Source organism: Ureibacillus thermosphaericus, from assembly GCF_002370195.2.
GTDB classification, from domain to species: Bacteria; Bacillota; Bacilli; order Bacillales_A; family Planococcaceae; genus Ureibacillus; species Ureibacillus thermosphaericus.
Map to the genome: position 1 here is coordinate 1,366,169 of NZ_AP018335.1, position 23,960 is coordinate 1,390,128.

Annotated in this window: 25 protein-coding genes; 17 read left to right on the plus strand and 8 right to left on the minus strand. The window is 36.2% G+C overall.

Annotated elements, in window-relative coordinates; all coding sequences use genetic code 11:
• Window positions 1-598 precede the first annotated feature (598 nt).
• On the plus strand, window positions 599-1,723 hold the full coding sequence (locus UtA1_RS06520) for an IS4 family transposase (protein ID WP_096549658.1): 1,125 nt from the start codon (window positions 599-601) through the stop codon (window positions 1,721-1,723).
• Window positions 1,724-1,869: 146 nt separating this feature from the next.
• Here the strand turns inward: UtA1_RS06520 and UtA1_RS06525 are convergent, their stop codons facing one another.
• A complete protein-coding gene (locus UtA1_RS06525; protein WP_096550442.1) occupies window positions 1,870-2,679 on the minus strand; it encodes a flagellin in 810 nt (269 codons plus the stop codon).
• Window positions 2,680-2,784: 105 nt separating this feature from the next.
• Between UtA1_RS06525 and fliS (UtA1_RS06530) the strand changes: the two genes are divergently transcribed.
• The 8 genes from fliS (UtA1_RS06530) (at window position 2,785) to UtA1_RS17815 (ending at window position 7,703) form a co-directional block, all read left to right on the plus strand.
• Window positions 2,785-3,183 carry a flagellar export chaperone FliS gene (fliS, locus tag UtA1_RS06530; protein ID WP_096550443.1) on the plus strand — a complete coding sequence of 133 codons (399 nt, stop codon included), beginning with the start codon at window positions 2,785-2,787 and terminating at the stop codon, window positions 3,181-3,183.
• Window positions 3,184-3,282: 99 nt separating this feature from the next.
• Window positions 3,283-3,642 carry a flagellar protein FlaG gene (locus UtA1_RS06535; protein WP_096550444.1) on the plus strand — a complete coding sequence of 120 codons (360 nt, stop codon included), beginning with the start codon at window positions 3,283-3,285 and terminating at the stop codon, window positions 3,640-3,642.
• Between the two features lie 26 nt (window positions 3,643-3,668).
• On the plus strand, window positions 3,669-5,246 hold the full coding sequence (locus UtA1_RS06540; RefSeq protein WP_096550445.1) for a flagellar hook-associated protein 2: 1,578 nt from the start codon (window positions 3,669-3,671) through the stop codon (window positions 5,244-5,246).
• A gap of 24 nt (window positions 5,247-5,270) precedes the next feature.
• Window positions 5,271-5,630 (plus strand): flagellar protein FliT, encoded by a 360-nt coding sequence (locus tag UtA1_RS06545; protein WP_096550446.1) that lies wholly within the window; start codon window positions 5,271-5,273, stop codon window positions 5,628-5,630.
• A gap of 93 nt (window positions 5,631-5,723) precedes the next feature.
• Entirely contained in the window at window positions 5,724-6,128 is a 405-nt protein-coding gene (fliS, locus tag UtA1_RS06550) for a flagellar export chaperone FliS (protein ID WP_096550447.1), read from the plus strand.
• 224 nt (window positions 6,129-6,352) lie between these two features.
• The gene (locus UtA1_RS06555; RefSeq protein ID WP_172597844.1) at window positions 6,353-6,745 is read left to right on the plus strand and encodes a PilZ domain-containing protein; all 393 of its coding nucleotides are present in this window, start codon (window positions 6,353-6,355) and stop codon (window positions 6,743-6,745) included.
• A gap of 120 nt (window positions 6,746-6,865) precedes the next feature.
• Window positions 6,866-7,420 (plus strand): ribosome hibernation-promoting factor, HPF/YfiA family, encoded by a 555-nt coding sequence (gene hpf / locus UtA1_RS06560; protein WP_096550449.1) that lies wholly within the window; start codon window positions 6,866-6,868, stop codon window positions 7,418-7,420.
• 160 nt (window positions 7,421-7,580) lie between these two features.
• Window positions 7,581-7,703, plus strand: coding sequence for a hypothetical protein (locus UtA1_RS17815; protein ID WP_269471063.1), 123 nt, complete (start codon window positions 7,581-7,583; stop codon window positions 7,701-7,703).
• A 1,218-nt stretch (window positions 7,704-8,921) separates the two neighbouring features.
• On the opposite strand, the gene UtA1_RS06565 is transcribed toward UtA1_RS17815, so the two are convergent.
• The 3 genes from UtA1_RS06565 to UtA1_RS06580 all read right to left on the minus strand — a co-directional run bounded on the left by UtA1_RS06565 (window position 8,922) and on the right by UtA1_RS06580 (window position 11,538).
• Window positions 8,922-9,152 carry a hypothetical protein gene (locus UtA1_RS06565; protein ID WP_096550451.1) on the minus strand — a complete coding sequence of 77 codons (231 nt, stop codon included), beginning with the start codon at window positions 9,150-9,152 and terminating at the stop codon, window positions 8,922-8,924.
• 283 nt (window positions 9,153-9,435) lie between these two features.
• Window positions 9,436-9,672, minus strand: a complete 237-nt coding sequence (locus UtA1_RS06570; RefSeq protein WP_096550452.1) for a hypothetical protein — start codon at window positions 9,670-9,672, stop codon at window positions 9,436-9,438.
• A gap of 522 nt (window positions 9,673-10,194) precedes the next feature.
• Window positions 10,195-11,538, minus strand: coding sequence for a helix-turn-helix domain-containing protein (locus UtA1_RS06580; protein ID WP_096550453.1), 1,344 nt, complete (start codon window positions 11,536-11,538; stop codon window positions 10,195-10,197).
• A 224-nt stretch (window positions 11,539-11,762) separates the two neighbouring features.
• On the opposite strand from UtA1_RS06580, the gene UtA1_RS06585 reads away from it, so the two are divergent.
• From UtA1_RS06585 to UtA1_RS06605, 5 genes are all read left to right on the plus strand, one after another.
• On the plus strand, window positions 11,763-12,962 hold the full coding sequence (locus tag UtA1_RS06585) for a M20 metallopeptidase family protein (protein ID WP_096550454.1): 1,200 nt from the start codon (window positions 11,763-11,765) through the stop codon (window positions 12,960-12,962).
• A 97-nt stretch (window positions 12,963-13,059) separates the two neighbouring features.
• Window positions 13,060-13,464, plus strand: a complete 405-nt coding sequence (locus UtA1_RS06590; protein ID WP_016838013.1) for a carboxymuconolactone decarboxylase family protein — start codon at window positions 13,060-13,062, stop codon at window positions 13,462-13,464.
• A gap of 23 nt (window positions 13,465-13,487) precedes the next feature.
• Window positions 13,488-14,360, plus strand: coding sequence for an NAD(P)-dependent oxidoreductase (locus tag UtA1_RS06595; protein ID WP_232019911.1), 873 nt, complete (start codon window positions 13,488-13,490; stop codon window positions 14,358-14,360).
• A 26-nt stretch (window positions 14,361-14,386) separates the two neighbouring features.
• Window positions 14,387-15,199, plus strand: coding sequence for a DUF3100 domain-containing protein (locus UtA1_RS06600; protein ID WP_016838016.1), 813 nt, complete (start codon window positions 14,387-14,389; stop codon window positions 15,197-15,199).
• A 25-nt stretch (window positions 15,200-15,224) separates the two neighbouring features.
• Window positions 15,225-15,668, plus strand: a complete 444-nt coding sequence (locus tag UtA1_RS06605; RefSeq protein ID WP_016838018.1) for a hypothetical protein — start codon at window positions 15,225-15,227, stop codon at window positions 15,666-15,668.
• Window positions 15,669-15,929: 261 nt separating this feature from the next.
• On the opposite strand, the gene UtA1_RS06610 is transcribed toward UtA1_RS06605, so the two are convergent.
• Window positions 15,930-16,811, minus strand: a complete 882-nt coding sequence (locus UtA1_RS06610; RefSeq protein ID WP_172597845.1) for a DMT family transporter — start codon at window positions 16,809-16,811, stop codon at window positions 15,930-15,932.
• A gap of 434 nt (window positions 16,812-17,245) precedes the next feature.
• Here UtA1_RS06610 and UtA1_RS06615 point away from each other — a divergent pair, with 434 nt between their 5' ends.
• Window positions 17,246-17,458, plus strand: coding sequence for a hypothetical protein (locus tag UtA1_RS06615; protein ID WP_096550457.1), 213 nt, complete (start codon window positions 17,246-17,248; stop codon window positions 17,456-17,458).
• A gap of 38 nt (window positions 17,459-17,496) precedes the next feature.
• Here UtA1_RS06615 and UtA1_RS06620 read toward each other — a convergent pair whose 3' ends face one another.
• Window positions 17,497-17,745, minus strand: coding sequence for a hypothetical protein (locus UtA1_RS06620; RefSeq protein ID WP_126434446.1), 249 nt, complete (start codon window positions 17,743-17,745; stop codon window positions 17,497-17,499).
• Window positions 17,746-18,408: 663 nt separating this feature from the next.
• Between UtA1_RS06620 and thiD the strand changes: the two genes are divergently transcribed.
• Window positions 18,409-19,239, plus strand: a complete 831-nt coding sequence (gene thiD, locus UtA1_RS06625; RefSeq protein WP_096550459.1) for a bifunctional hydroxymethylpyrimidine kinase/phosphomethylpyrimidine kinase — start codon at window positions 18,409-18,411, stop codon at window positions 19,237-19,239.
• Window positions 19,240-19,302: 63 nt separating this feature from the next.
• On the opposite strand, the gene UtA1_RS06630 is transcribed toward thiD, so the two are convergent.
• Entirely contained in the window at window positions 19,303-19,680 is a 378-nt protein-coding gene (locus tag UtA1_RS06630) for a VOC family protein (protein WP_096550460.1), read from the minus strand.
• A gap of 208 nt (window positions 19,681-19,888) precedes the next feature.
• Window positions 19,889-21,010: an RNA-guided endonuclease InsQ/TnpB family protein gene (locus UtA1_RS06635; RefSeq protein ID WP_096550461.1), complete on the minus strand. Its 1,122-nt coding sequence runs from the start codon at window positions 21,008-21,010 to the stop codon at window positions 19,889-19,891.
• 234 nt (window positions 21,011-21,244) lie between these two features.
• Here UtA1_RS06635 and secA point away from each other — a divergent pair, with 234 nt between their 5' ends.
• Window positions 21,245-23,749 (plus strand): preprotein translocase subunit SecA, encoded by a 2,505-nt coding sequence (secA, locus tag UtA1_RS06640; protein WP_096550462.1) that lies wholly within the window; start codon window positions 21,245-21,247, stop codon window positions 23,747-23,749.
• Window positions 23,750-23,960 lie beyond the last annotated feature (211 nt).

Here is a 23,960-nt window from a genome sequence, read left to right on the forward strand (position 1 = left end):
CCTAATTTTAAGGGGGTGGCAAGTTTTTTGTTTATAAAACCTTATATATCAATAAATCATCTAGATTTTATCTATAAATTTTTGACAATACGCTTGAAAATCAAGGGGTGAGAATTATGAAATTAACTCAATTATAATTTTTGGGTATATGACCTGATATATACTGAGATAAATATATAATTCTTTTTTATGATTTTAATTTCTTTATTTTAGTTGTTTTCGACAAGTAAAAAATTTCTGTTTCTTATTTACTTTTATAGTTAGGATAAAAGTAAAGGCTTGAATAATAATTAATAGAATCCATCTCCCTTCATCAGATGCTTTAATTTTAGTTCTTGAATTTAATGAGAATAATCCTTTATCAAGATTATTATTCAAAGCACCTCAAATTCTTTCCTTGTCCTCATAAACAAAATCCCTCCCTATGCTTACCATACAGGGAGGGTTAATTAATATTAATTAACACTAGCGTCGCATTAAAATAATTTAACACCTTCAAATAAACCGAATTTTCTGAAATATAATCTAAACACAAAAAAATCCTTTATAATGGTTGGGTGGTAGTAAACCATCCAAATCCAATACAAAGGATAAAACCATGGATAAGTATACACGAAAAACATCATTTGAACAATGGTTTTCACCGATTAATCGTCCATTATTTGACGACCTAGTGAAAACACATCAATTAAATCACTATACCAAGAAGCTTTATATGGCTTCATTTATGAAACTGCTTTTGTATGCCCAACTCCATGAAACCGAGAGTTTACGGGCGTTGAGTGACGCTGTCTTTTTAGAAGAATTACAACGAGCAACGGGATTGGAATCGATTAGTTTTTCACAGTTAGGGAGACGAATCAACGCCATTCCAACGGTTTTCTTTCAATCGATTTTTCTCGATTTAGTGGCACAAATTCATCGGAAAACCAATTTCCAAACAAGAAGAAAAGTGACAACGCCTTTGAAAATCATTGATTCGAGTACATTACCGCTTAATTTGACCAATCATAAGTGGGCAGAGTTTCGAAAAACAAAATCAGGAGTAAAGCTTCACTTACGACTTGTTTTTATGGAAAAAGGACTCTCCTATCCAGATAAAGCCGTACTCACGAATGCCAACGAACATGATCGTGGTCAACTAGAAGTATTCGTGGATGACAAAGAATGCATGTACGTGTTTGATCGTGGTTACTTGGATTATGGGCGCTTTGATCAAATGACGGAAGATGGCTATTTCTTTGTGACCCGTTTGCGTAAAAACGCTGTTGTCCGAGTGTTAGAATCCTTTTCGTTACCAGAAGATTCACCCATATTCTCTGATGAAATGGTTGTCATTGGGACACCACAAAATCGTTCTGAAAACGTGTTTCGCTTACTCAAATTGCATGATACAAAAGGAAATGAGCTTCATTTACTGACAAATCGTTTTGATTTAAGTGCAGTTGAAATCGCTGAAATCTACAAGTCACGCTGGGCGATTGAACTGTTCTTCAAATGGATGAAGCAGCACCTGAACATTAAAAAGTTTTTTGGTCACAGTGAACAAGCTGTACATAATCAAGTGTACGTAGCCATGATAGTGTACTGTCTGAATGTTTTAGCTCAGTTGAACACGAATAGCGAACGGAGTTACTTACAAATTAGTCGCTATTTGAAGGCTTCTTTGTGGAAATCCGCTCACATTTGGTTACGAAAAATCGAAGGAAACGGCGTCCCATAAAGGTTTGCCAGTCGTTGTTGCACAAGTCATAGGTTATAGTAAAAAAATGGATGTTTACTACCCTCGCTTAGGTGTTTTCGTTTTTTCTCTAAAGTCCAGAAAAAATAAAACTGAAAATTCAGACATCATTTATGCGACGGTAGTGATTAATTAAACAAATTCAAAACCACCCGTACATTCTCATTAGTGTTTTTAATTAATAATTGCTCACCTTGTTGGATGATTTGTTGTTTTACAAAATCCACCATTTCCGTTGCCATGTCAGGGTCGCGGAGTAGGGATTCGGATTTTTGAATGCTTTCTTGAACGCGGCTTGCATTTTCATATTTCATTGAAAGGCGATTGTAAGAGGCGCCTATTTTTGCTAAATTTTTTGACACATATTCTAAGGCATGATCTATATCTTGAATGAGCTTATTTGCCTTCTCACGGGTTTCTAAGCTGGCATTTTCAAGACCTAATTTTTTTGTACTCACATCAACTGTATCAATGGCAAGATTTTGATTGCTGTTGGCGCCTACGTGTATATAAAGCGGACGATTTTCTCCTAAAATTTTTTGCGTATTAAACTCCATATATTCAGCAGTTTTATCAATGGATTCCATTAACTGATCGACTTCTGTTTGCGCAAGGGAACGATCTTCATCCGTTAATGTATCGCTTGCAGCTTGTACTGCTAATTCTCTTGTGCGAAGCAAAATTTTATTCACACTTTGCAAGCCCTCATCCGTCACCTCTAATACCGAAAGCCCGTCCTGAATGTTTTGCTGGGCGCGAGATAATCCTCTAATTTGTGTGCGCATTGTTTCTGAAATCGAAAGCCCTGATGCATTCAATGATGCGCGAACAATTTTATCTCCACCAGAAAGTTTTTCCAATGTTTTTGTGATAGAAGATTCTGTTTTAGCAACTCGATTGCTTGCATATGTCATCCATGACTTATCTTGTATTCTCAAGCTTGTACCCTCCATCCATGAAATTTCAACTACATATTTTATATCGACCAAATCATTTTAATATTAAAATGGTTTTAAACCTTATTTATTTGGGGGTATGAGTTAATGCAAAAAAAATCAGCTCATCTTGCCTATCAAACTAGCAGTATTTCAACCCTTTCGCCAAGCGAAGTGGCATTGCGATTATTGAAGCTTTGCCTGGGATGCCTGAAAGAATCCAAACATATGATTGAAGTGAATGATATTGAAGGCCGCAACCGAAAATTAAAAAAAGCTCAAGACATTATTATTGAATTAATGAACTTGTTAGATTTCGAACAAGAGGCTTCAAAAGCATTGCTCACATTATATGAATATTTACATCATTCATTAGTAGAAGCAAATATCCATAAAGATATTTATAAAATTACTGAAGTGGAGAAACATTTGAAAAAACTTCAAAAAGCAATGGAGGAAGCAATTAAGTTAAAGCGAGCAAAAATGTCTTTCAATGACATTATTTAAACTTAATGTTTTTTGAAACTATATAAAAATTTTTTTCATTACCGATATAAACGGTAGAGTATATTTTGTGCGGTTTTTCAAAAAGGAGGATATTTAGTCATGCGTATTTCATCTCAATCCGTCGTTGACAGTTCTTCTAGAAATGTGCCTCAAGATATATTTGTCGATAATATGGAAAAAAATAATGAAATTACGACTAAACAGGAACAAAAACAAATCGAATTATCTAAATTAAACAGGGATAAGTTGAGTCAAGCTGTTGACTCATTGAATGAATTTTTGCAAATCAGTTATAAATCGTCCAAATTTGTTTTGCATGAAGAGTTGGATTGCTACTATATTCAGTTGGTCGATCAGGAAACAGATGAGGTTATAAAAGAAATTCCGCCAAAAAAATTGCTTGATGCTTTCTATGAAATGCAGAAATTAGTCGGCATGATTGTAGACGAAAAAATTTAACGGGAACATATTAGGGAGGTTTTTATATGTCACAACTTCGTATCGGTGGATTAGCTTCTGGTATGGATATAGATGAATTAGTTGAAAAACTGATGCAAGCAGAGCGTGCCCCACTTAATAAATTAGAACAACAAAAGCAAATTTATGAATGGACTCGCGACGCTTATCGGGATGTGAATAAAAAATTACAAACATTCGATACGTATATTGCAGATAATTTGCTGTTAAAAAGTTTCAATACAAAAACAGCTACTTCCACGAATACAAATTTAATTGATGTGACAGCAACAAGTTCTGCTTCAGGCACTTTGACAATTGAAGGGGTTTCTCAATTAGCTTCGGCTGCTCGTGCAGTAGGCGGGCAAGTAAATGGGATTGGTACAACAACATTAGGAGATTTATTTGCGAACAGTGGTGTAACAGTAAGTCAAAATTTTATTGAAATTCGTGCCATTCAAAAGGACGGTACATTAGCTGCTGAAGCCACAAGAATAGAATTTACAGAAAATATGACAATTGATCAATTCGTTAGCAAGATTAATAGCAGTGCTGCTGGTGTTAGTGCCGTGTTCGAAAATGGACGTCTTTCTATAACTGCGAAAAACACTGGTGATGTAAAAGGTGGAGCTGAAATTGTTGTCGATTCTGGACAAGCAGTTTTTAAAGCTTTTAAATTTACAGGATTTGAATCTGCTGACGATAGTGAACCTATAGAATTGGCGGATAACGGAAAAAATGCTATTTTCCAAGTAAACGGTATTGATACGGAGAGAGCAACGAACACTTTTAGTATTTCAGGATATACTATTACTTTGAAAAACACTTTCAATAGTCTTGAAGGTGAGCCAACAACAAATCCTGTTATGATAACATCTACAACCAACGTAGATGACATTATTTCTAAAATAAAAGATTTTGTAAACACATATAATGGTTTAATCAAAGAATTAAACGATGTAATTAAAGAATCAAAATATAGAGATTACCCACCTTTAACTGAAGCCCAAAAAAAAGAAATGGATGAAAAAGAAATTGAACTTTGGGAAGAAAAAGCGAAAAGCGGCCTGTTAAGAAGTGATTCAATCATTAGAGCTGGCCTCTCAAAAATGCGTGCTTTAATTTATGAGGCTTATCCAGGCGTATCAAACACGAAATATAATACTTTATATAGCATTGGAATTACTACAACAAAAAGTTATAATGATGGTGGATTATTGGAAATTGATGAAAATAAACTACGTGCTGCACTTGAAGAAGATCCGGATGCAGTTACTAAATTATTTACGAATTCATCCGGCAAAAAAGAGGATAAAATTTTAGTAAACGGTGAAGAAAAAACAGCTGATACCCGCGGTTTCTTACAAAAACTGCGAGATGAAATGAACAATATTAAACTTAAAATAGAGAAAAAAGCTGGCCGTACTACAATGACTGCGAATCAGTATACTCTTGGTAAAACTTTAACTGATATCGAGTCTCGTATTAAATCTTGGAAAGACAAGCTTATTACGATTGAAGAACGCTACTGGAGACAATTCACTGCCATGGAGCAAGCCATCAATAAGGCAAACATGCAAGCAAGTTTATTCATGCCTCAATATTAATGATTGAAAAGTAGTTGATATTACATGGATTTAACAAAACAATTATTACAAGTTTCAGCTAAGCTGTATCAACTCCTTTCCGATATTCCAAAAGGAGAAGAACGAGACGATTATATAGAGAACATACATCAATTGCTGGATGCACGGGGAGAAATCATCGACTCTTTAAAGCGTCAAGGATTTCAAATTCAGCCTGAATTAAAAGATCATTCGATGCTCTTGCAATTGGACCAAGGAATTCGAAAAAGACTTCAGCTTGTTATGGATGCAGTGAAAAAGGATTTAAAAGATTTGCAAAATGTGAAAAAACACGAAAAGCAATATTCGAATCCTTATGCGAGCGTGCAAGTGATGGACGGCATGTATTACGATAAGAAAAAATAATAGAGGGAAACTAAAAAAGAATTATCTTCTATGATAAAATGATAGTAAAAAACTCATAGTGTTTTTTACTTAGTGATTAAAGGAGTGTCTTATATGACATTACATAATAACGCATATAATGCGTACAAACAAAACAGTATCAATACAGCTTCCCCTGGCGAACTGACATTAATGCTTTACAATGGATGTATTAAATTTTTGAATTTGGCTAGAAAGGCAATTGAAGAAAAACACTTTGAAGAAAAAAATACTAATCTACAAAAAGCTCAAAATATCATTAACGAATTAATCGTTACACTCAACATGGATTACGAAATATCAAAACAAATTCTTCCATTATATGAATATATGAATCGACGCTTAATTGAAGCAAATATCAAAAACGATGTCGAAATCGTTGATGAAGTGATCGGATTGGTTACGGAATTCCGTGATACTTGGAAAGAAGTTATTAAACTAAATCGCCAACAGCAATATCAAAATGTGCAGCAAGTGTAGTCGGAATAAGTTTACTAATCATTTGGATCTTAAAACGCTTTACATCCGAAATATAGGGTTGTAAGGCGTTTTTTATTTTTTTTCAAGGGCTTGTTCCATCTTTAAATTGTCACAATTTTTGTGAAGAAAATATTAATTATCATGGTGGATATTTCCTTTTTATTAAAGTGATTTATAATAAAAAGTAATTGAAAAAGAGACGTTATTAATTTGGGGGAATGAATATGATATCTAAAAAATATAAGCGCAAAGAGGCGTTTCGGTTCGTTTTTAATCAACCAATAGATGCTGAATTTTCGGTGCTTGTAAACGGACGTCGGATTGATAGTGAGATGCATCCATGTAAAATTATTGATATTAGTCCTCGGGGAATGAAAGTGTATACGAACTCAGATATTTCTAAAATATACAACATTCCTCCTGAATCGTTGCAGTTTCAGATGCATTTTGTTTTGGATATTACAAGAATTCAAGCTATTGGTTATGTACGCTGGTGTAAACTTTTTGGTACGGGTGCTCATTTTGGATTGCAATTTGAAAATCAACCAGATATTGAAGAATTGATTATTAGCGAAATGAAGCGCCGGAGAAGAAAAGAAGTTATTTCAAAAAAATAAATCGGTTTTTAAAAGGTAAAAAATTTGTCGAATTCCTAAAAAGAATACATAGTTTCTAGAAGGAATTTGCAAACTTATGTAGAATATAATTTACATAGGGTCAATAAAGGAGGAGTTTACATGCTAAACTTTAACATTCGCGGTGAAAACATTGAAGTAACTCCAGCTATTCGAGATTACGTCATCAACAAAGTTCAGAAAATTGAAAAGTTTTTCAACGAAGGTGTCAATGCTTCTGCCAATGTAAACTTGAAAGTGTATAACGATAAGAAAACAAAAGTGGAAGTAACCATTCCGTTAAAAAACTTAACGCTTCGTGCTGAAGAGCGCCATGAAGATATGTATGCTGGTATTGACTTAATTGTAGATAAACTCGAACGACAAATTCGTAAACATAAAACAAAAGTCAACCGCAAACTTCGGGATCGCGAAGGAGTAGGCGTTTATTTTGCTAATAATGTTGCTCCAAATAACAATGATAGTAGCAAAGATGAAGATTTTGAAATTGTTCGTACAAAACAGTTTGACTTAAAACCAATGGATGAAGATGAAGCCATTCTCCAAATGAACTTGCTCGGGCATGACTTTTATGTTTATACAGATGCGGAAACAAACAATACAAACATCGTATATAGACGCAAAGACGGAAAATACGGTTTAATTGAAACAAATTAATTAATAGACCCCTATTCCCCTCTGCTTTAGGCAGGGGGAATTTCCATTTTCGCATGTAGAAAGCATTATACAATGGTAAGCCCGAATTCAAACGACGCATATCAATCGATCGTACCTCCCTGTAAGATAGAGTTATCGATTACAGAGGAGGTGTTTTTGTTTGGCAGTTGAAAAACTAAATATCGTCCCTGTCAATTTGGAATCCGATTCTGATTCAACTCCACCCTTAACGAGTCGTGATCCTCTCAAAAATAAGGAGTTATCTATACAAGTTGAGAAGTAATTTGCCCGAGCAAGGTGTTTTTCTAATCCAGCAATGGAGCTAACCACACGATTGAACGAATTCCGAATAGATATATGGAGTGGATCTAAATAAGAAAAAATTGTAAGTAAAAACCGAGAAATCACTTTAGTAAAGATAAGATAATAGTCAAATTCAAAGAGATAATAGCCAACTCGGCCGAGATAATAGTCAATCTAGTAAAATAATAGCCAAAGCCAAAAATTTGCTCTAGCAGAAATGAAATAATAGTCAAATTCAAAGGGATAATAGCCAACTTGGCCGAGATAATAGTCAATCTAGGTAAAATAATAGCCAAAGCCGAAAATTCGCTCCAGCAAAGAAAGGATAATAGTCAAATCCAATAAGATAATAGCCAACTAGGCCGAGATAATAGTCAATCTAGGTAAAATAATAGCCAAAGCCGAAAATTCGCTCCAGCAGAAATGAAATAATAGTCAAAATTAAAGAGATAATAGCCAACTCGGCCGAGATAATAGTCAATCTATGTAAAATAATAGCCAAAGCCAAAAATTTGCTCCAACAGAGATGAGATAATAGTCAAATTCAAAGGGATAATAGCCAACTCGGCCGAGATAATAGTCAATCTAGGTAAAATAATAGCCAAAGCCAAAAATTCGTTCCAGCAAAAAAAGGATAATAGTCAAAACCCAAGCGATAATAGCCAACTCGGCCGAGATAATAGTCAACCCAGGTAAAATAATAGCCGAAGCCAAAAATTCACTCCAGCAGAGATGAGATAATAGTCAAATTCAAAGAGATAATAGCCAACTAGGCCGAGATAATAGTCAATCTAGGTAAAATAATAGCCAAAGCCGAAAATTCGCTCCAGCAAAGAAAGGATAATAGTCAAATCCAATAAGATAATAGCCAACCTGCCCAAGATAATAGTCAACCCAGGTAAAATAATAGCCAAAGCCAAAAATTTGCTCCAACAGAGATGAGATAATAGTCAAATTCAAAGGGATAATAGCCAACTCGGCCGAGATAATAGTCAATCTAGGTAAAATAATAGCCAAAGCCAAAAATTCTCTCCAGCAAAAAAAGGATAATAGTCAAATTCAAAGAGATAATAGCCAACTCGGCCGAGATAATAGTCAATCTAGGTAAAATAATAGCCAAAGCCAAAAAATTGCTCCAGCAAAGAAAGGATAATAGTCAAATCCAATAAGATAATAGCCAACTTGCCCAAGATAATAGTCAACCCAGATAAAATAATAGCCAAAGCCAAAAATTTGCTCCAGCAAAAAAAGGATAATAGTCAAATCCAATAAGATAATAGCCAACCTGCTCAAGATAATAGTCAACCCAGATAAGATAATAGCCAAAGCCAAAAATTTGCTCCAGCAAAAAAAGGATAATAGTCAAATCCAATAAGATAATAGCCAACTTGCTCAAGATAATAGTCAACCCAGGTAAAATAATAGCCAAAGCCGAAAATTCGCTCCAGCAGAGATGAAATAATAGTCAAATTCAAAGAGATAATAGCCAACTCGGCCGAGATAATAGTCAATCTAGTAAAATAATAGCCAAAGCAAAAATTTTGCTCCAACAGAGATGAGATAATAGTCAAATCCAATAAGATAATAGCCAACCTGCTCAAGATAATAGTCAACCCAGATAAGATAATAGCCAAAGCCGAAAATTCGCTCCAGCAAAGAAAGGATAATAGTCAAATCCAATAAGATAATAGCCAACTTGCCGAAGATAATAGTCAACCCAGATAAAATAATAGCCAAAGCCAAAAATTTGCTCCAGCAAAAAAAGGATAATAGTCAAATCCAATAAGATAATAGCCAACCTGCCCAAGATAATAGTCAACCCAGATAAGATAATAGCCAAAGCTAAAAATTTGCTCCAGCAAAAAAAGGATAATAGTCAAAACCCAAGCGATAATAGCCAACTCGGCCGAGATAATAGTCAATCTAGGGAAAATAATAGCCAAAGCCAAAAATTTGCTCCAACAGAGATGAGATAATAGTCAAATTCAAAGAGATAATAGCCAACTCGCCGAAGATAATAGTCAATCTAGGTAAAATAATAGCCAAAGCCAAAAATTTGCTCCAGCAAAAAAAGGATAATAGTCAAAACCCAAGCGATAATAGCCAACTCGGCCGAGATAATAGTCAATCTAGGGAAAATAATAGCCAAAGCCGAAAATTTGCTCCAGCAGAGATGAAATAATAGTCAAAATCAAAGGGATAATAGCCAACTCGGCCGAGATAATAGTCAATCTAGGGAAAATAATAGCCAAAGCCAAAAACCCAAACCAGCAAAGAAAGGATAATAGTCAAATCCAATAAGATAATAGCCAACCTGCCCAAGATAATAGTCAACCCAGGTAAAATAATAGCCAAAGCCGAAAATTCGCTCCAGCAAAAAAAGGATAATAGTCAAATCCAATAAGATAATAGCCAACTCGGCCGAGATAATAGTCAATCTAGGTAAAATAATAGCCAAAGCCGAAATCCAATCACTCTTCCGTCAATTTCAGTTCGTATAGCTTTCTTGGTCTACCTCTTCCAGGAGGTTGTTCTTCACCAATTACTTTCGCGAATCGATAGCTTTCTAATGTGTGTAATATTCGATTGGCTGTGCGCAATGATATGTCAAATGCTTCAGCAATTTGATGGCTTGTTATATATGGATGTTCTTGATTTTGAATAAGTGAGCGTAATTTTGAAATTGTAATGGCACTTAATGAAGTCTTCTTTGCAATATCTTGTAAATGACGATTATTCAAATGCGTTGAAAAGGAAAGGGGTTCTACTTCTTCACTGTTTAATGGCCCTATAATGCTGCCATTTTGATATGCTAAGTATGTGGTCGAAGTATGCTTTGCTTCAGCAAATTTTAACGCACGATTTGCATAAATTTCAGCACGGGCTGCATCATTTCCAACACCGATACCGATCGAGATTCTCGTTCCTAAAATTTCCTCAATCTCTTTTGTAAAAGGGAACACTTTATAATTTTTGGTAAGTTCTTTTAAAATTGATTGATTTGTATAAAGTATGGCTTTGAAATCGTTTTCGAAAGTGAGTGACATTTCATATTTCTCACAAAAATTAATAATGGCTTCTTGGAACTTTAATTTTTGCTTATAAAATGTATATCGATTTTTTGGACGGCGATCTGCTTCGTGCCATTTGACTAGTATGGCAATGGTTTTCAGCTCATTGCTAATTAATTGTTCTAATTTTGCGATTAATATTTCGATTGTCATTGAGATTGCAGCGTACGTTGGTTTAATGCGCATCACTGGAACTTGACGTTTTTGAAGTTCATAGGCAACACTTGTCAAACAAGTAACTGCATATTTCGTTTTTCCTTTTCGGTAATATTCTTCGTGAATATTTGCCCAGTGTTCCGTTGTATAGGAAGTATCACCATGAATTAGAAGGTATTGATCGGGCGATAAATCGATTTCCTCAAGTGCAACTTTAACCTCTTTTTCAGCTAATAAGTCTATGGAAAAAGGTGTAAATAAATTAATATCCCCTTGTTTTTTGCTCAGCAGTTTATAAAGACATAAGTATAGAGCGGAGCTATCATAACGAATATGTAATGAGATAGGAGGGATTGTTTTCAGTCGAGGAACAATTTCTTCACGATATATTTCATAACCAATTGGCCCCATAAAACATAATAAATCGCATTTTTCGACAAAAGAGAGCTCTAATTTCTTCGTATCCTCAAATTGATTTACAATTGAAAGGTTAATGGATACATTGAGCAAGTTTAATTCCTCTAGCTGTGTTTTAAATTTTGTTGCAAGATCTTCTGGTCCGACTATTCCAATATTGTATACAACCATTACTTCTCCCTGCCTCAAATATGCTTTTAGAAAAATTTTATAAGAAATATTTGCTTTTTACAATGAGATTTTGACTAGTCAATTTTTAGTATTTCTAAAATACTGAAAATTGAATATTTACAAATAATAGAAAATGTGCTAATTTGTTCTTAATATTTTTAGGACTATTTATCAACCTGTCCGTAAATATATTACTCTTTTGACTCTGGATAGGAGGGAGTCTGATGAACCAAACCATTTTATCTTCTGATTTAATACAACAATGGATAAAAGATGAGTTTGATGAAATTGTTGAATTGCGTAAGACTTTACACAAATACCCTGAAATCGGATTTGATTTACATAAAACATCTCAAATCGTAAAAAACTTTCTAAATAATTGTGGTATAGAAGTGCAATCAGGATATGCGAAAACTGGAGTGGTCGGCATATTAAAAGGTGGGAAAGAGGGGCCGGTTATTGGATTGCGCGCGGATATGGATGCATTGCCGATTAAAGAATGTACAGGGGTAGATTTTGCGTCACAACATGAACAGGCAATGCATGCATGTGGACATGATATGCACATGGCCATGTTACTCGGTGCGGCGAAAATTCTTTCAAAATACAAAGATCATATAGCTGGAACAATTAAATTTATTTTTCAACCGGCAGAAGAAATGTTGGCTGGTGCGAAATATATGATACAAGATGGTGCATTAACTAATCCGAATGTGGATTACATTTATGGCTTTCATGTGTGGCCTGATCTACCAATTGGAAAAATAGGTTTTAAGAGTGGGCCATTGATGGCGAGCATGGATACATTTGAAGTGGCACTGACTGGTCAAGCTGGTCATGGAGCAGCTCCACACCAAGGAATTGATGCCATTGTTGGCAGTGCCAATATTATTGCATCTTTACAAAGTGTGATTAGTAGAGAAATAGATCCGGTAGATTCAGCGGTGATTACGATCGGGAAACTGGAAGCTGGAAATGCCTTTAATATTATTCCAGAAAAAGCTGTATTTAAAGGAACTGTTCGAACGTTGAGTGATAAGACAAGAAAAGGTATTCAAAAAAAGTTTTTGAGAATTATTTATGGCATGAGCAGCGCGTTACGTCTTGAGGCAGATATCATATACAACTTTGGCTATCCCGTTACAAACAATACAAAACAATATGTGTTGCATGCCCAACAATTAGCAGAAGCATTATTTGGATCGGATGCTGTAGAGATATTAGAAAAGCCAAGTATGGCAAGTGAAGATTTTGCTTTCTATCTTGAGCATGTGCCGGGTGCATTCTTGTTTTTAGGTGTTGGAGATGATGAAGGGGGTTCATATAAACTCCATCATGAGAAATTTTTACCTAATGCAGAAGCGATGAAATTTGGCATTGCTCTATATATTGCATTAGCTACAACGCCATTTATTAAAAAATAAAACGGGTTTTTTTATTGCAGGAATTCATATAGGAATCATGCCTAACAGAGCATGGAGACGAATTAGTCCATTTCAAAAATATCGCGGGGTGTTGTGTGTGACGATAGAAAAATTTAAAGAAACGTTTAGAGAAATGTATAAAGAAGGGTTTAAAGCAAGAGAGGAAGTTTTAGGCGAGGAAAATGTCCAACAGTTCATTAGGAATACGAATGAGTTTAATCGTTCTTTTCATGAACTGGCTATGCAGTATTGTTGGGGAGAAATATGGAATCGCCCAAATCTCGATCGAAAAACGAGAAGTTTAATTAATATAGCATTGTTAACAGCATTAAATTATCAACACGAATTAAAAATTCATTTGCAAGGGGCTATCAATAATGGCTGTACAAAGGAAGAGATAGAGGAGGTCTTCTTACAATGTGCCGTTTATTGCGGCATTCCTGCAGCAGGAAATGGGATTGCGACAGCACTCGAATTTTTTAAAGAAATAGAAAGTAAATAGTTTCCATTCACGGGGGGATGTGTGTGAAGATTGGAATAATCGGCTGCGGACTTATGGGAAAAGGCATTGCCTACAACTACATTCAAAATAAGGATGACGTATATATTTACGATACAAATCCACAAGTAAAAGATTGGATCCAAGAAAATGGGGGCATTGCAGTTGATTCTCTTCAACAATTAGGGGAGAAAGTGGAGTTCATTATTTCATCGTTACCGACAGTTGAAGCCGTAAAAGATGTGTATTTAAATGCATTGTTAAATGTGTTAAAACCTGGTTCTGTAATTGTAGATATGAGCACAACAGATGCTGGCACAGCGATAGAAATCGCATCGATTTACAATGAAAAAGGAATGTATTTTTTTGACTCACCAGTAAGTGGTGGGCCTAATGGAGCGAGAAATGGCACATTGACATTGATGGTTGCTGGTGATCAAGAGAAGTTTAATGAAATTCTTCCGATATTGCAGGTTGTAGGGAAGGACATCATTTATTTAGGGAAAAACGGAAACGGCCAAATTGCAAAACTTTGTCATAATATCGTCGTTGCATCAACCATTGCAAGCATTGGGGAGGCATATACAGTTGCATCAAAAGCTGGCTTAGATTTAGAAAAATTAGAAGAAATCCTTTCAAAAGGAAGTGCTTCAAGAGTTCTTGCAGTTTTTGGAGACAATATTTTAAAGAAAGCGTATGACAATGTTTTGTTTAGTTTGGACCATATGCATAAGGATGTTTCTCTCTATACAAAAACAGCTGCAGAGTTACAAGTTCCTGTTTTATTGGGAGCACAAACGTATCAACTTTTTGAAGCTGCCAAATCTCAAGGACTTGGTAGCAAAGATACAACCGCAGTTTGCCAATTTATTGAAAAATTGGTTTTATCAACTACGTAATTATTGAGCTTTAAAGGAGTGAAATTATGAGGGAACTCTTAAACTGGAAAATCCATGCATTCGTATTTGTATTAGTATGTATTGCTGAATTTATTGGGGTAAAAAGTTTAAACATTGGAGTTGGAGCGATTGCCTTCTTCCCGATGCTGTATGCGTTAATTTTGGGAGCAATCATTAGTTTGCCAAGATTTAAAATTTTATCCGATAAAGAGATGGATATTGCTTCAAAAATATTGGGAATCTCCTTTATGTTATTCGTTGCAAAGTTAGGTACGTTGATGGGGCCTTCTATCCCGCAATTATTAGATGCTGGGTTAACATTAACGTTGCAAGAGGTAGGTCACTTTTTAGGAACGATTGTATTCGGTTTACCTGTTGCTCTACTAATTGGGATGAAACGGGAAGCAATCGGTGCGACATTTTCCATCGACCGGGAACCGAATTTAGCGATTATAGCAGAAAAATATGGTGCAGACTCTCCTGAATCTCGCGGTGCCATCGGCGTTTATATTTGCGGAACATTATTTGGAGCACTCTATTTATCTTTACTTGCTAGTTTAATAGCAAGTATCGGCTGGTTCCATCCAATTTCTCTCGCGATGGGAGCTGGGGTAGGATCCGGTAGTATGATGGCTGCAATGACCGGTGCATTAGCCATTATTTTTCCGGAAGCTAGTGATGATATCGCAGTGTTTGCTGGGGCTGCTAACTTAATTACAACGATTGTTGGTACGTTTGTATGCGTTGTTTTCTCTCTACCATTTACAAATTTCTTATATAAACATTTGGAACCAATCTTGGGGAGACGTTCTAGAATTCAAACAGATGGTGAAAATTAATTGAGCTAAGTGGGGGTACACATATATGTTGGATAAAACATTAACGTTCATATTGATTGGAATCATTGCGATAGTAGGGAACTGGATTGGATATGGTGTCTCTCCAATTGATGCTTTACCTGGAATGATGATTATTGCGGCAATTACGATTTTAGGTTATGCCATTGAAAAAATTGTTCCATTAAAAATTCCAGTAGTTATTTGGGTGTCCGTTATTGCGTTATTTGTGACTTCAGCGATTTTCCCTTGGCAACAAACAATTGTAGATGCCACAACGCAAATTAACTTTATGGCGTTAGCAACTCCAATTTTAGCTTATGCGGGTCTATCATTTGGAAAAGATTTAAAAGAATTTAAAAAGCTCGGCTGGCGAATTGTTGTCGTATCACTTTTTGTGTACACGGGAACTTTCTTGTTAGCTACATTGATTGCGGAAATCGGATTTAGATTAACGGGACAATTTAAATAGTATTCAATAGTTTATTTTGCTATAGATAACATGAATTTTATTGAAAGGAGATGATATGGAAAAGGTAAATTTTTCAGTGGTTGGATGAAGAAGTAGTAATAGCGGTGTTGAAATTGGTGTTGAGGCATTTTAAAGTGGTTTTTATTTGAAGTTTGTTATTCTTGATTATATGGTGTTGAAGAGGAATAGAGATGATTAGCGAAGGTGTCCAAATCAGGATGCCTTCGCTATTTTCATAAAACAGCACTATTCTTCCAAAGTTTAAGTTTTTTCTATTTGTTTATTTACTAAATAGATGCTTGATCCTACTAAAATCATGCCGATAAATAAATTTTTTGTGATGGCTTCATTCAAAAAAATTGCACTGACAACCACTGAAATAATAGGTACTAAAAAGGTGTAGGAACCGACTTTGCTTGCTTCACCTTCATTCATTAATTTAAAATAAATCACTTGCCCCGCGGCCATTCCTGCTGTTCCGCCCCAAATAATGGTACTGATTAAGTCAATGTTCCAAACGATGGCATTGATATTTTCTAAGAAATATCCTAAAACAAGTAGCGATCCCCCACCGAGTATCAATTGCATAACGACCATCCAATAAAAGTCGACTCTGGATTTTAATTTTTTGACAAATACGACTCCACTTGCCCAAGCAAGAGCTGTGGCGAGGGCGAGTGCAACACCAATGGCAGAAAGGTGGATAATTAATCCGTCAATGCTTACAAGCACAATCCCGATAAATCCAAGCACTAAGCCAAATATTTTCGTAACGGTCATATCTTCATTCAACAACCACCAAGATAAAATGCCCAGAATAACTGGTTGAAAGTATACTAGTACAGAAAATAATCCACCTGGCAAATACACCATGCCAACTGTTTGAAGTCCCAGGTAGAGAATGTTATTTAATATTGCTGAGATTACGTAAAACTTCCAATGTTCTTTAAATTTCAAGAGATGCCGCATTTTCCAAGCAAGGGTTAACAAAATAATTCCTGCGATAAATGAACGGATTCCAGAAAAGAGGAGTGGGGGCATGAAGTTAACGCCATGTTTATAGATAGGCCAGCTAACTCCCCAAATGATAATTAACAATGCAAGAAGTAAATAGGAGACGAGCGGATTCTTACTTTCTGTCAATGAGCAACCTTCTTCCATGATGTAATTAGTTTTTGGAGTGAGGTTTATGAGTTTATTAGAGGAAATTAATACTTGAATTGTGTTTTATAACTTTATCTGAGGCAACTAAAACCTCCAAATGATGAAGAACTCAGCTTAATCAATCGAATTTATCAAAATTTCTTTCGCATGATTTGATAAGCATTTTTTCTGAAATACGTAATCCAGCTGTGCCCATTAGTATATGTTGAGATGCAGTAGTAGGTGCCCAGTGGGGAAGGTCTTTTGAAGAGAATTGCTATTAAAGGATGAATGATTTGTGGTTGAAATGATGACGGAAATGATTTTTTTATTGGCAAATATTTTCGCGAAAGTGGCCAATATCTAGGCGTAGTTGGCCAATATCGATTGGAAATTGGTTAATATCGCACTTGCAGAAGCAGGAAAATTTTCGAATGGCAAATATATTTCCGAGAATGGCTAATATTTTGGCTAAGTTGACTAATATCGAATCGCAGAAGCAGGAATTTTTTCGATTGGCAAATATCTTTCCGAGAATGGCTAATATTTCGGCGAAGTTGACCAATATCGCTGGGAGTTTGACTAATATCGCACTTGCAGAAGCAGGAAAATTTTCGAATGGCAAATATATTTCCGAGAATGGCTAATATTTTGGCTAAGTTGACTAATATCGCTGGGAGTTTGACTAATATCGCACTTGCAGAAGCGAGGATATTTTGGATTGGCAAATATCTTCTTGAGAATGACTAATATCTCTGCGAAGTTGACTAATATCGAATGGAAAATGACTAATATCCGAATCGTCAGAGCAGGAATTTTTTCGATTGGCAAATATCTTTCCGAGAATGGCTAATATTTTGGCTAAGTTGACTAATATCGAATGGAGATTGACTAATATCCCAATCGCAGAAGCAGGAATTTTTTCGATTGGCAAATATCTTTCCGAGAATGGCTAATATCAAGGCGAAGTTGGCCAATATCGCTGGGAGTTTGACTAATATCCCACTCGCAGAAGCAGGAAATTTTTCGAATGGCAAATATCTTTCCAAGAATGGCTAATATTTTGGCGAAGTTGACTAATATCGAATGGAGAATGACTAATATCTTAATCGCAGAAGCAGGAATTTTTTCGATTGGCAAATATCTTTTCAAGAATGGCTAATATTTTGGCTAAGTTGACTAATATCGAACAGAGATTGACTAATATCCTAATCGCAGAAGCAGGAAATTTTTTGAATGGCAAATATTTTTCTGAGAATGGCTAATATCTAGGCGTAGTTGGCAATGATCTTATTAGATTTGGCTAATATCTCAACAAGCAGCAGTTGCATTTTCCAATACATAGGGTGATCCTGATATTATTTTGCTCTTGATAATAGAATTTTGCTTACTTGCAAGTGTTTCTGCCAAACCCGCAAGTTTTCCCAGTATATTTTCAAATCACTCTCCATAAGTTTGAATTCAAACACGTAATTAGGATCTCCCGCAACAAATCTGACCTCAATCAAATTGCCTATTCTGAATATTTCCATTCCTCTATTAAAAACCTTAAAATCAAGTATAGATTGACTTGGTATTAGCAAAAGGAGAAATAGACATGACAATAGCGAAAGTATGTACAGTTGCAGGTGCTGCAGCCCGCAGTGGTGCCGGCATTCAAGCGGATTTAAAAACTTTCCAAGAGCTTGGGGTGTACGGTTTTACGGCTATCACTGCCATCAATGCAAAACATCCAAACAAAGAAAAAAGTTTATTCATTCAACCTTTAGATGCAATTGAAGCACAACTCCTCATTATCAATGAACAAGAGGATTTAGATGCATTAAAAACGGGAATGCTTTTCTCAAAGGAAATTATCGAACTTGTTTCCGATTGGTTGGCGACAACTAACATTCAAAATATCGTGGTAGATCCGGTAATGTTCGGTAAATTCGGGTCTCCTTTACTTGATTTTGATGCAATGGAAACGCTGAAATCGAAACTGATCCCTCAAGCAACAATTATTACACCAAACATGCCGGAAGCAACTTATTTACTTAATGGACAAGAAATTACATCAGTTGCGGATTTGCAAGATGCAGCAAGAGATCTTTTAAAACTTGGTCCAAAGTATGTTCTTGTAAAAGGAGGACGTTTAGAAGGACCAGCTATTGATGTATTGTATGATGGTCATAAAATGATAAAATTGGAAGCTCCACGAATCGATACAATCCATACAAATGGGGCAGGCTGTTCATATTCAGCAGCAATCACAGCGGAACTGGCAAAAGGAAAATCAATTGAGGAAGCAGTGTTCAATGCGAAAAAATTCGTCACTGCCGGTATTAAACGCTTCATTCCATTTGAAGTGGTACCGGGGATGATTGATCACCGTGCCTATAAGATGTACGATGAAGATGAAGTTACGATGACAGAAGTTGGAATATAATGGAGTGAATGAAATAGGCAGTATATGTTGATTCATTTTCAACAATAGACTGCCTTTTCTTCTTTATTGCCCTTTGCTTTCGTGATTGAATTGCCAATTTACTCCGAATTTGTCAGTTAGTGATCCGTAAGCTTTGCTCCAAAACGTTTCTTGTAGTTCCATTTCCACTTTGCCCCCTTCTTTCAACATCTCAAATGCCCTTTTCATAAAATTCAAATCATCATCAATGAAGGCGACAGTAATATTATTGCCTATTGTATAAGGGTTGCCTGGAAATGTATCGGAAAACATTAGCCGACTGCCACGTACGTTTAGATTAGCATGCATAATTAGATTTTTTGCTTCTTCCGGCATGTTAAACTCTGAATTGTCTTGGTAAACTTCTCCGTACGTTTGTATGTAAGGCTTCTCCGTTTCAAACACTTTTGCATAAAACTCTATATACTATGCCATAATTGATCCTCCTTATCATTTACTGTTATATCATTAGCCGTTTTTTCCAATAATTAAATAAGATTTTTATTATGACTCTGATAAAGTGAACTACCCGCCACCTACGCTTCGCTTAGAGGAGGGGGCTTCTCGGGTAATCCCATCTCATGATGGGAAATAGACCGAGCTATCCCTCTCGTTCCAAGAGTTCTTTTTACTATACTAACCCTAACAGCCGCAATCCTTCATGTTTGATATTGATAGAAGCGTTCCAATCACGGTCTGCCACAAAACCACAATCACAGCGAAATGTACGCTCAGAAAGAGATAGAGACTCCTTTACTCGACCGCAACATGAACAAGTTTTGGATGATGGAAACCATTTATCTATTTTGATAAGCTTTTTCCCTTGCTCTTCTAACTTGTATTGGAGAAATGTTGTAAACATCCCCCATGCGTTATCAGTAACACTTTTACCAAAATGTAGGGCTTGTGACATTCCCTTCATGTTGAGGTCTTCGACAACAACACAATCGTACTTGCTTGCAAGATGATGGGACAATTTGTGTAAAAAGTCTCTTCGTTGGTTTGCAACCTTTTCATGTAAGTTCGCTACTTTCAGTCGCTGTTTGTGCCAACGATTAGAACCTTTCTTCCTGCGTGACAAAATACGTTGTTCCTTCGCTAATTTTTTCAATGCTTGTCGATAGAAACGAGGATAATTGGCTCTCTTACCCTCTTCACTATCGACATACAGAACATCCATAGCAAAATCTAATCCAACCACATGTTGAATGTTTACTTTAGTAGTTTCTTTCTCATATTCTGTCAAAATCGAAATATAGTATTTGCCTGTCTTTGTTTTCGAAATAGTGCAAGATTTGATTTTGTAATCAGCAGGAATCTCTCTATGTTGCTTCATTTTCAGCGGCTTTTTGAACTTTGGTAATTTGATATGACCATCTTCAATCTTAATATTTCCATTGACCATATTGGTTGTATAGGATTGCTTGTGTTTTTTACTTTTGAATTTAGGGAACTCTGCACGACCTTCAAAAAAGTTCTTATAAGCATTTTGTAAATGGATTTGTGCGTTGGCTAAAGCTAAAGAATCCACTTCTTTTAGGAATGGGAATTCATCTTTGTACTTTGCCGGTGTCGGAAACTTTTGTTCTTTAAGCTTCTCTTTGTCGTCTTTGAACTTTTCATATATTTCTTTACGTTCTGCCAACATCTTATTGTAGACAAAGCGAACACAACCAAACGTTTTTTCCAATAACTCTTTCTGTTCTTCATTTGGATATATGCGAAACTTGAAGGCTTTGTTTTGCTTGGTCATATCAAATCACCTTACTTTAACCACGAACACTAGTTCCCTTTTTTGTTTATTGTACCATAAGTTTTGGCTATCGCCAACCGACATTCATCTCCCACCTACTCATTGGGCTATCGCCCTTCACATTCCTTGAGGATGGGAGACTTCTGTCGGAAAAAGTTAAAGGCGTGTATTTGCACCATTATACTACCAATGATAAAATGAAAGTTAAGACTGAATGGGAAGTGAATGTTTTCAATGGTAAATATTTTAAATAAATTATTTGATTTCAACAAAAAAGAATTGAAGAAATTAAATAAAATTGCTGACCAAGTGGATGCATTAGCACCACAAATGGAACAGCTTTCTGATGAAGCACTTCAAAATAAAACAGAAGAATTTAAATCTCGTTATAAAAACGGTGAAACTTTAGATGACTTATTACCTGAAGCTTTCGCTGTTTGTCGCGAAGCTTCCCGAAGAGTGCTTGGCATGTATCCTTATCGCGTGCAAGTGATGGGGGCGGCTGTACTACATGATGGTAACATTGCTGAAATGAAAACCGGGGAAGGGAAAACGTTGACTTCCACAATGGCGGTTTATTTAAATGCCCTTACTGGTGAAGGCGTTCATGTTGTGACAGTCAATGAATATTTGGCAAAACGTGACGCTACTGAAATGGGTAAATTATATGAATTTTTAGGCCTATCCGTTGGGCTCAATTTAAATAGCTTGACGAAAGAAGAAAAGCGCGAGGCTTATGCAGCGGACATTACATACAGTACAAATAATGAACTGGGCTTTGACTATTTGCGCGATAACATGGTGCTTTATAAAGAAGACCGTGTGCAACGCCCATTAAACTTTGCCGTTATTGACGAGGTGGACTCGATTTTAATTGATGAAGCAAGAACGCCATTAATCATTTCTGGACATGCGGGTCGTTCGGCAAAACTTTATGTGCAAGCAAATGCCTTTGTTCGCATGTTAAAAAAGGAAGAAGACTACACTTACGATGAAACAACAAAAGGGGTTACACTTACAGAAAGCGGTATGACGAAAGCGGAAAAAGCTTTCGGAATCGACAACTTATATGATTTGGCTCACGTTCGTTTGCTTCATGCAATTAATCAATCCTTAAAAGCCCATGTTTCAATGCAAAGAGACGTCGATTATGTTGTGCAAGATGGAGAAGTAGTGATTGTTGACAGCTTCACTGGCCGTTTAATGAAAGGTCGTCGTTATTCAGATGGTCTTCACCAGGCGATTGAAGCAAAAGAAGGCGTGGAAATCCAAAACGAATCGATGACAATGGCAACCATCACATTCCAAAACTACTTCCGTATGTATAAGAAATTAGCTGGTATGACAGGTACAGCAAAAACGGAAGAAGAAGAATTTAGAAATATTTATAATATGAATGTTGTTGTCATTCCAACAAACAAACCAATAGCCCGTATTGACAAACCAGACCTTATTTTCGCAACCATGCAAGGGAAGTTTGAAGCTGTTGTAAAAGATATTGCGGAACGTCACGAGAAAGGGCAGCCGGTTCTTGTTGGTACTGTAGCGATTGAAACGTCTGAAATTATTTCAGAATTGTTAAAGAAACATAAAATTCCACACAACGTATTAAATGCAAAGAACCACGAACGAGAAGCTGAAATCATCGCTCAAGCTGGTCAAAAAGGTGCTGTGACGATTGCGACGAACATGGCTGGTCGTGGTACGGATATCAAGCTCGGTGAAGGTGTAAAAGAGCTTGGCGGACTTGCAGTAATCGGTACAGAACGTCACGAATCTCGCCGCATTGATAATCAGTTGCGCGGTCGTTCCGGACGTCAAGGAGATCCAGGGATTACTCAATTCTATTTATCCCTTGAAGACGATTTAATGCGCCGCTTCGGTTCAGACAGCATGAAAGCCATGATGTCGAAACTTGGGATGGATGATTCCCAACCAATTCAGTCAAAAATGGTGTCAAAAGCGGTGGAATCTGCACAAAAACGCGTAGAAGGAAATAACTTTGACGCTCGTAAACGTTTGTTACAATACGATGAAGTGTTGCGTCAACAGCGTGAAGTCATCTATAAAGAGCGGAATGCTGTTTTAGAATCAGAAAATATGCGCGAAGTTGTGGAACACATGATTCGCGAATCAATTGAAAATATGGTGCATACGTATACTTCTGGAAATAAAGAAGAATGGAACTTTAAAGCAATTGAAGATTATATTAAAGCAAACCTTCTAGATGAGGGAGATATTACTGTAAATGATCTTCAAAGTAAATCACCAGAAGAAATGATTGATTACATCTTTGCTACTGCAATGGCTCGTTACAATGAAAAAGAAGAACAATTGACGCCAGAACGTATGCGTGAATTTGAAAAAGTTATTTTACTTCGTTCCATCGATACGAAATGGATTGACCATATTGATGCAATGGACCAACTGCGTCAAGGTATTCATCTTCGTGCTTATGGTCAAACAGATCCGCTTCGTGAATATGAGCAAGAAGGATTTGCGATGTTTGAAGAGATGATTGCTGCGATTCGTGAAGATGTCACGAAGTATGCAATGAAAGCCCAAATTCGCAATAACCTGGAGCGGGAAGAAGTGGCGAAAGGTCAAGCAGTGAATCCGAAAGAAGAGGAAAAACCAAAACGCCAGCCGATTCGTAAAAAGCAAGACATTGGTCGAAACGATCCATGTCCATGCGGCAGCGGCAAGAAGTATAAAAACTGCCATGGTGCAGTATCTTAATTCATTTTCTCTCATCATCTCTTTTGAAAGTTTTCTACAAAACCGTTGTCACCCTTTTTGATGGCACGGTTTTGTTTCGCGATTTGGTAAGAGACTTACTTCCATATTAAATGATTCTGTTTATTTGTATTGGGGTGCAAGGTAGGTTCGAACATTCTCTATTCAATTGAGTAAGATAAGTTTGCCGACCTTCTCCCGTTAAGTCATTTTA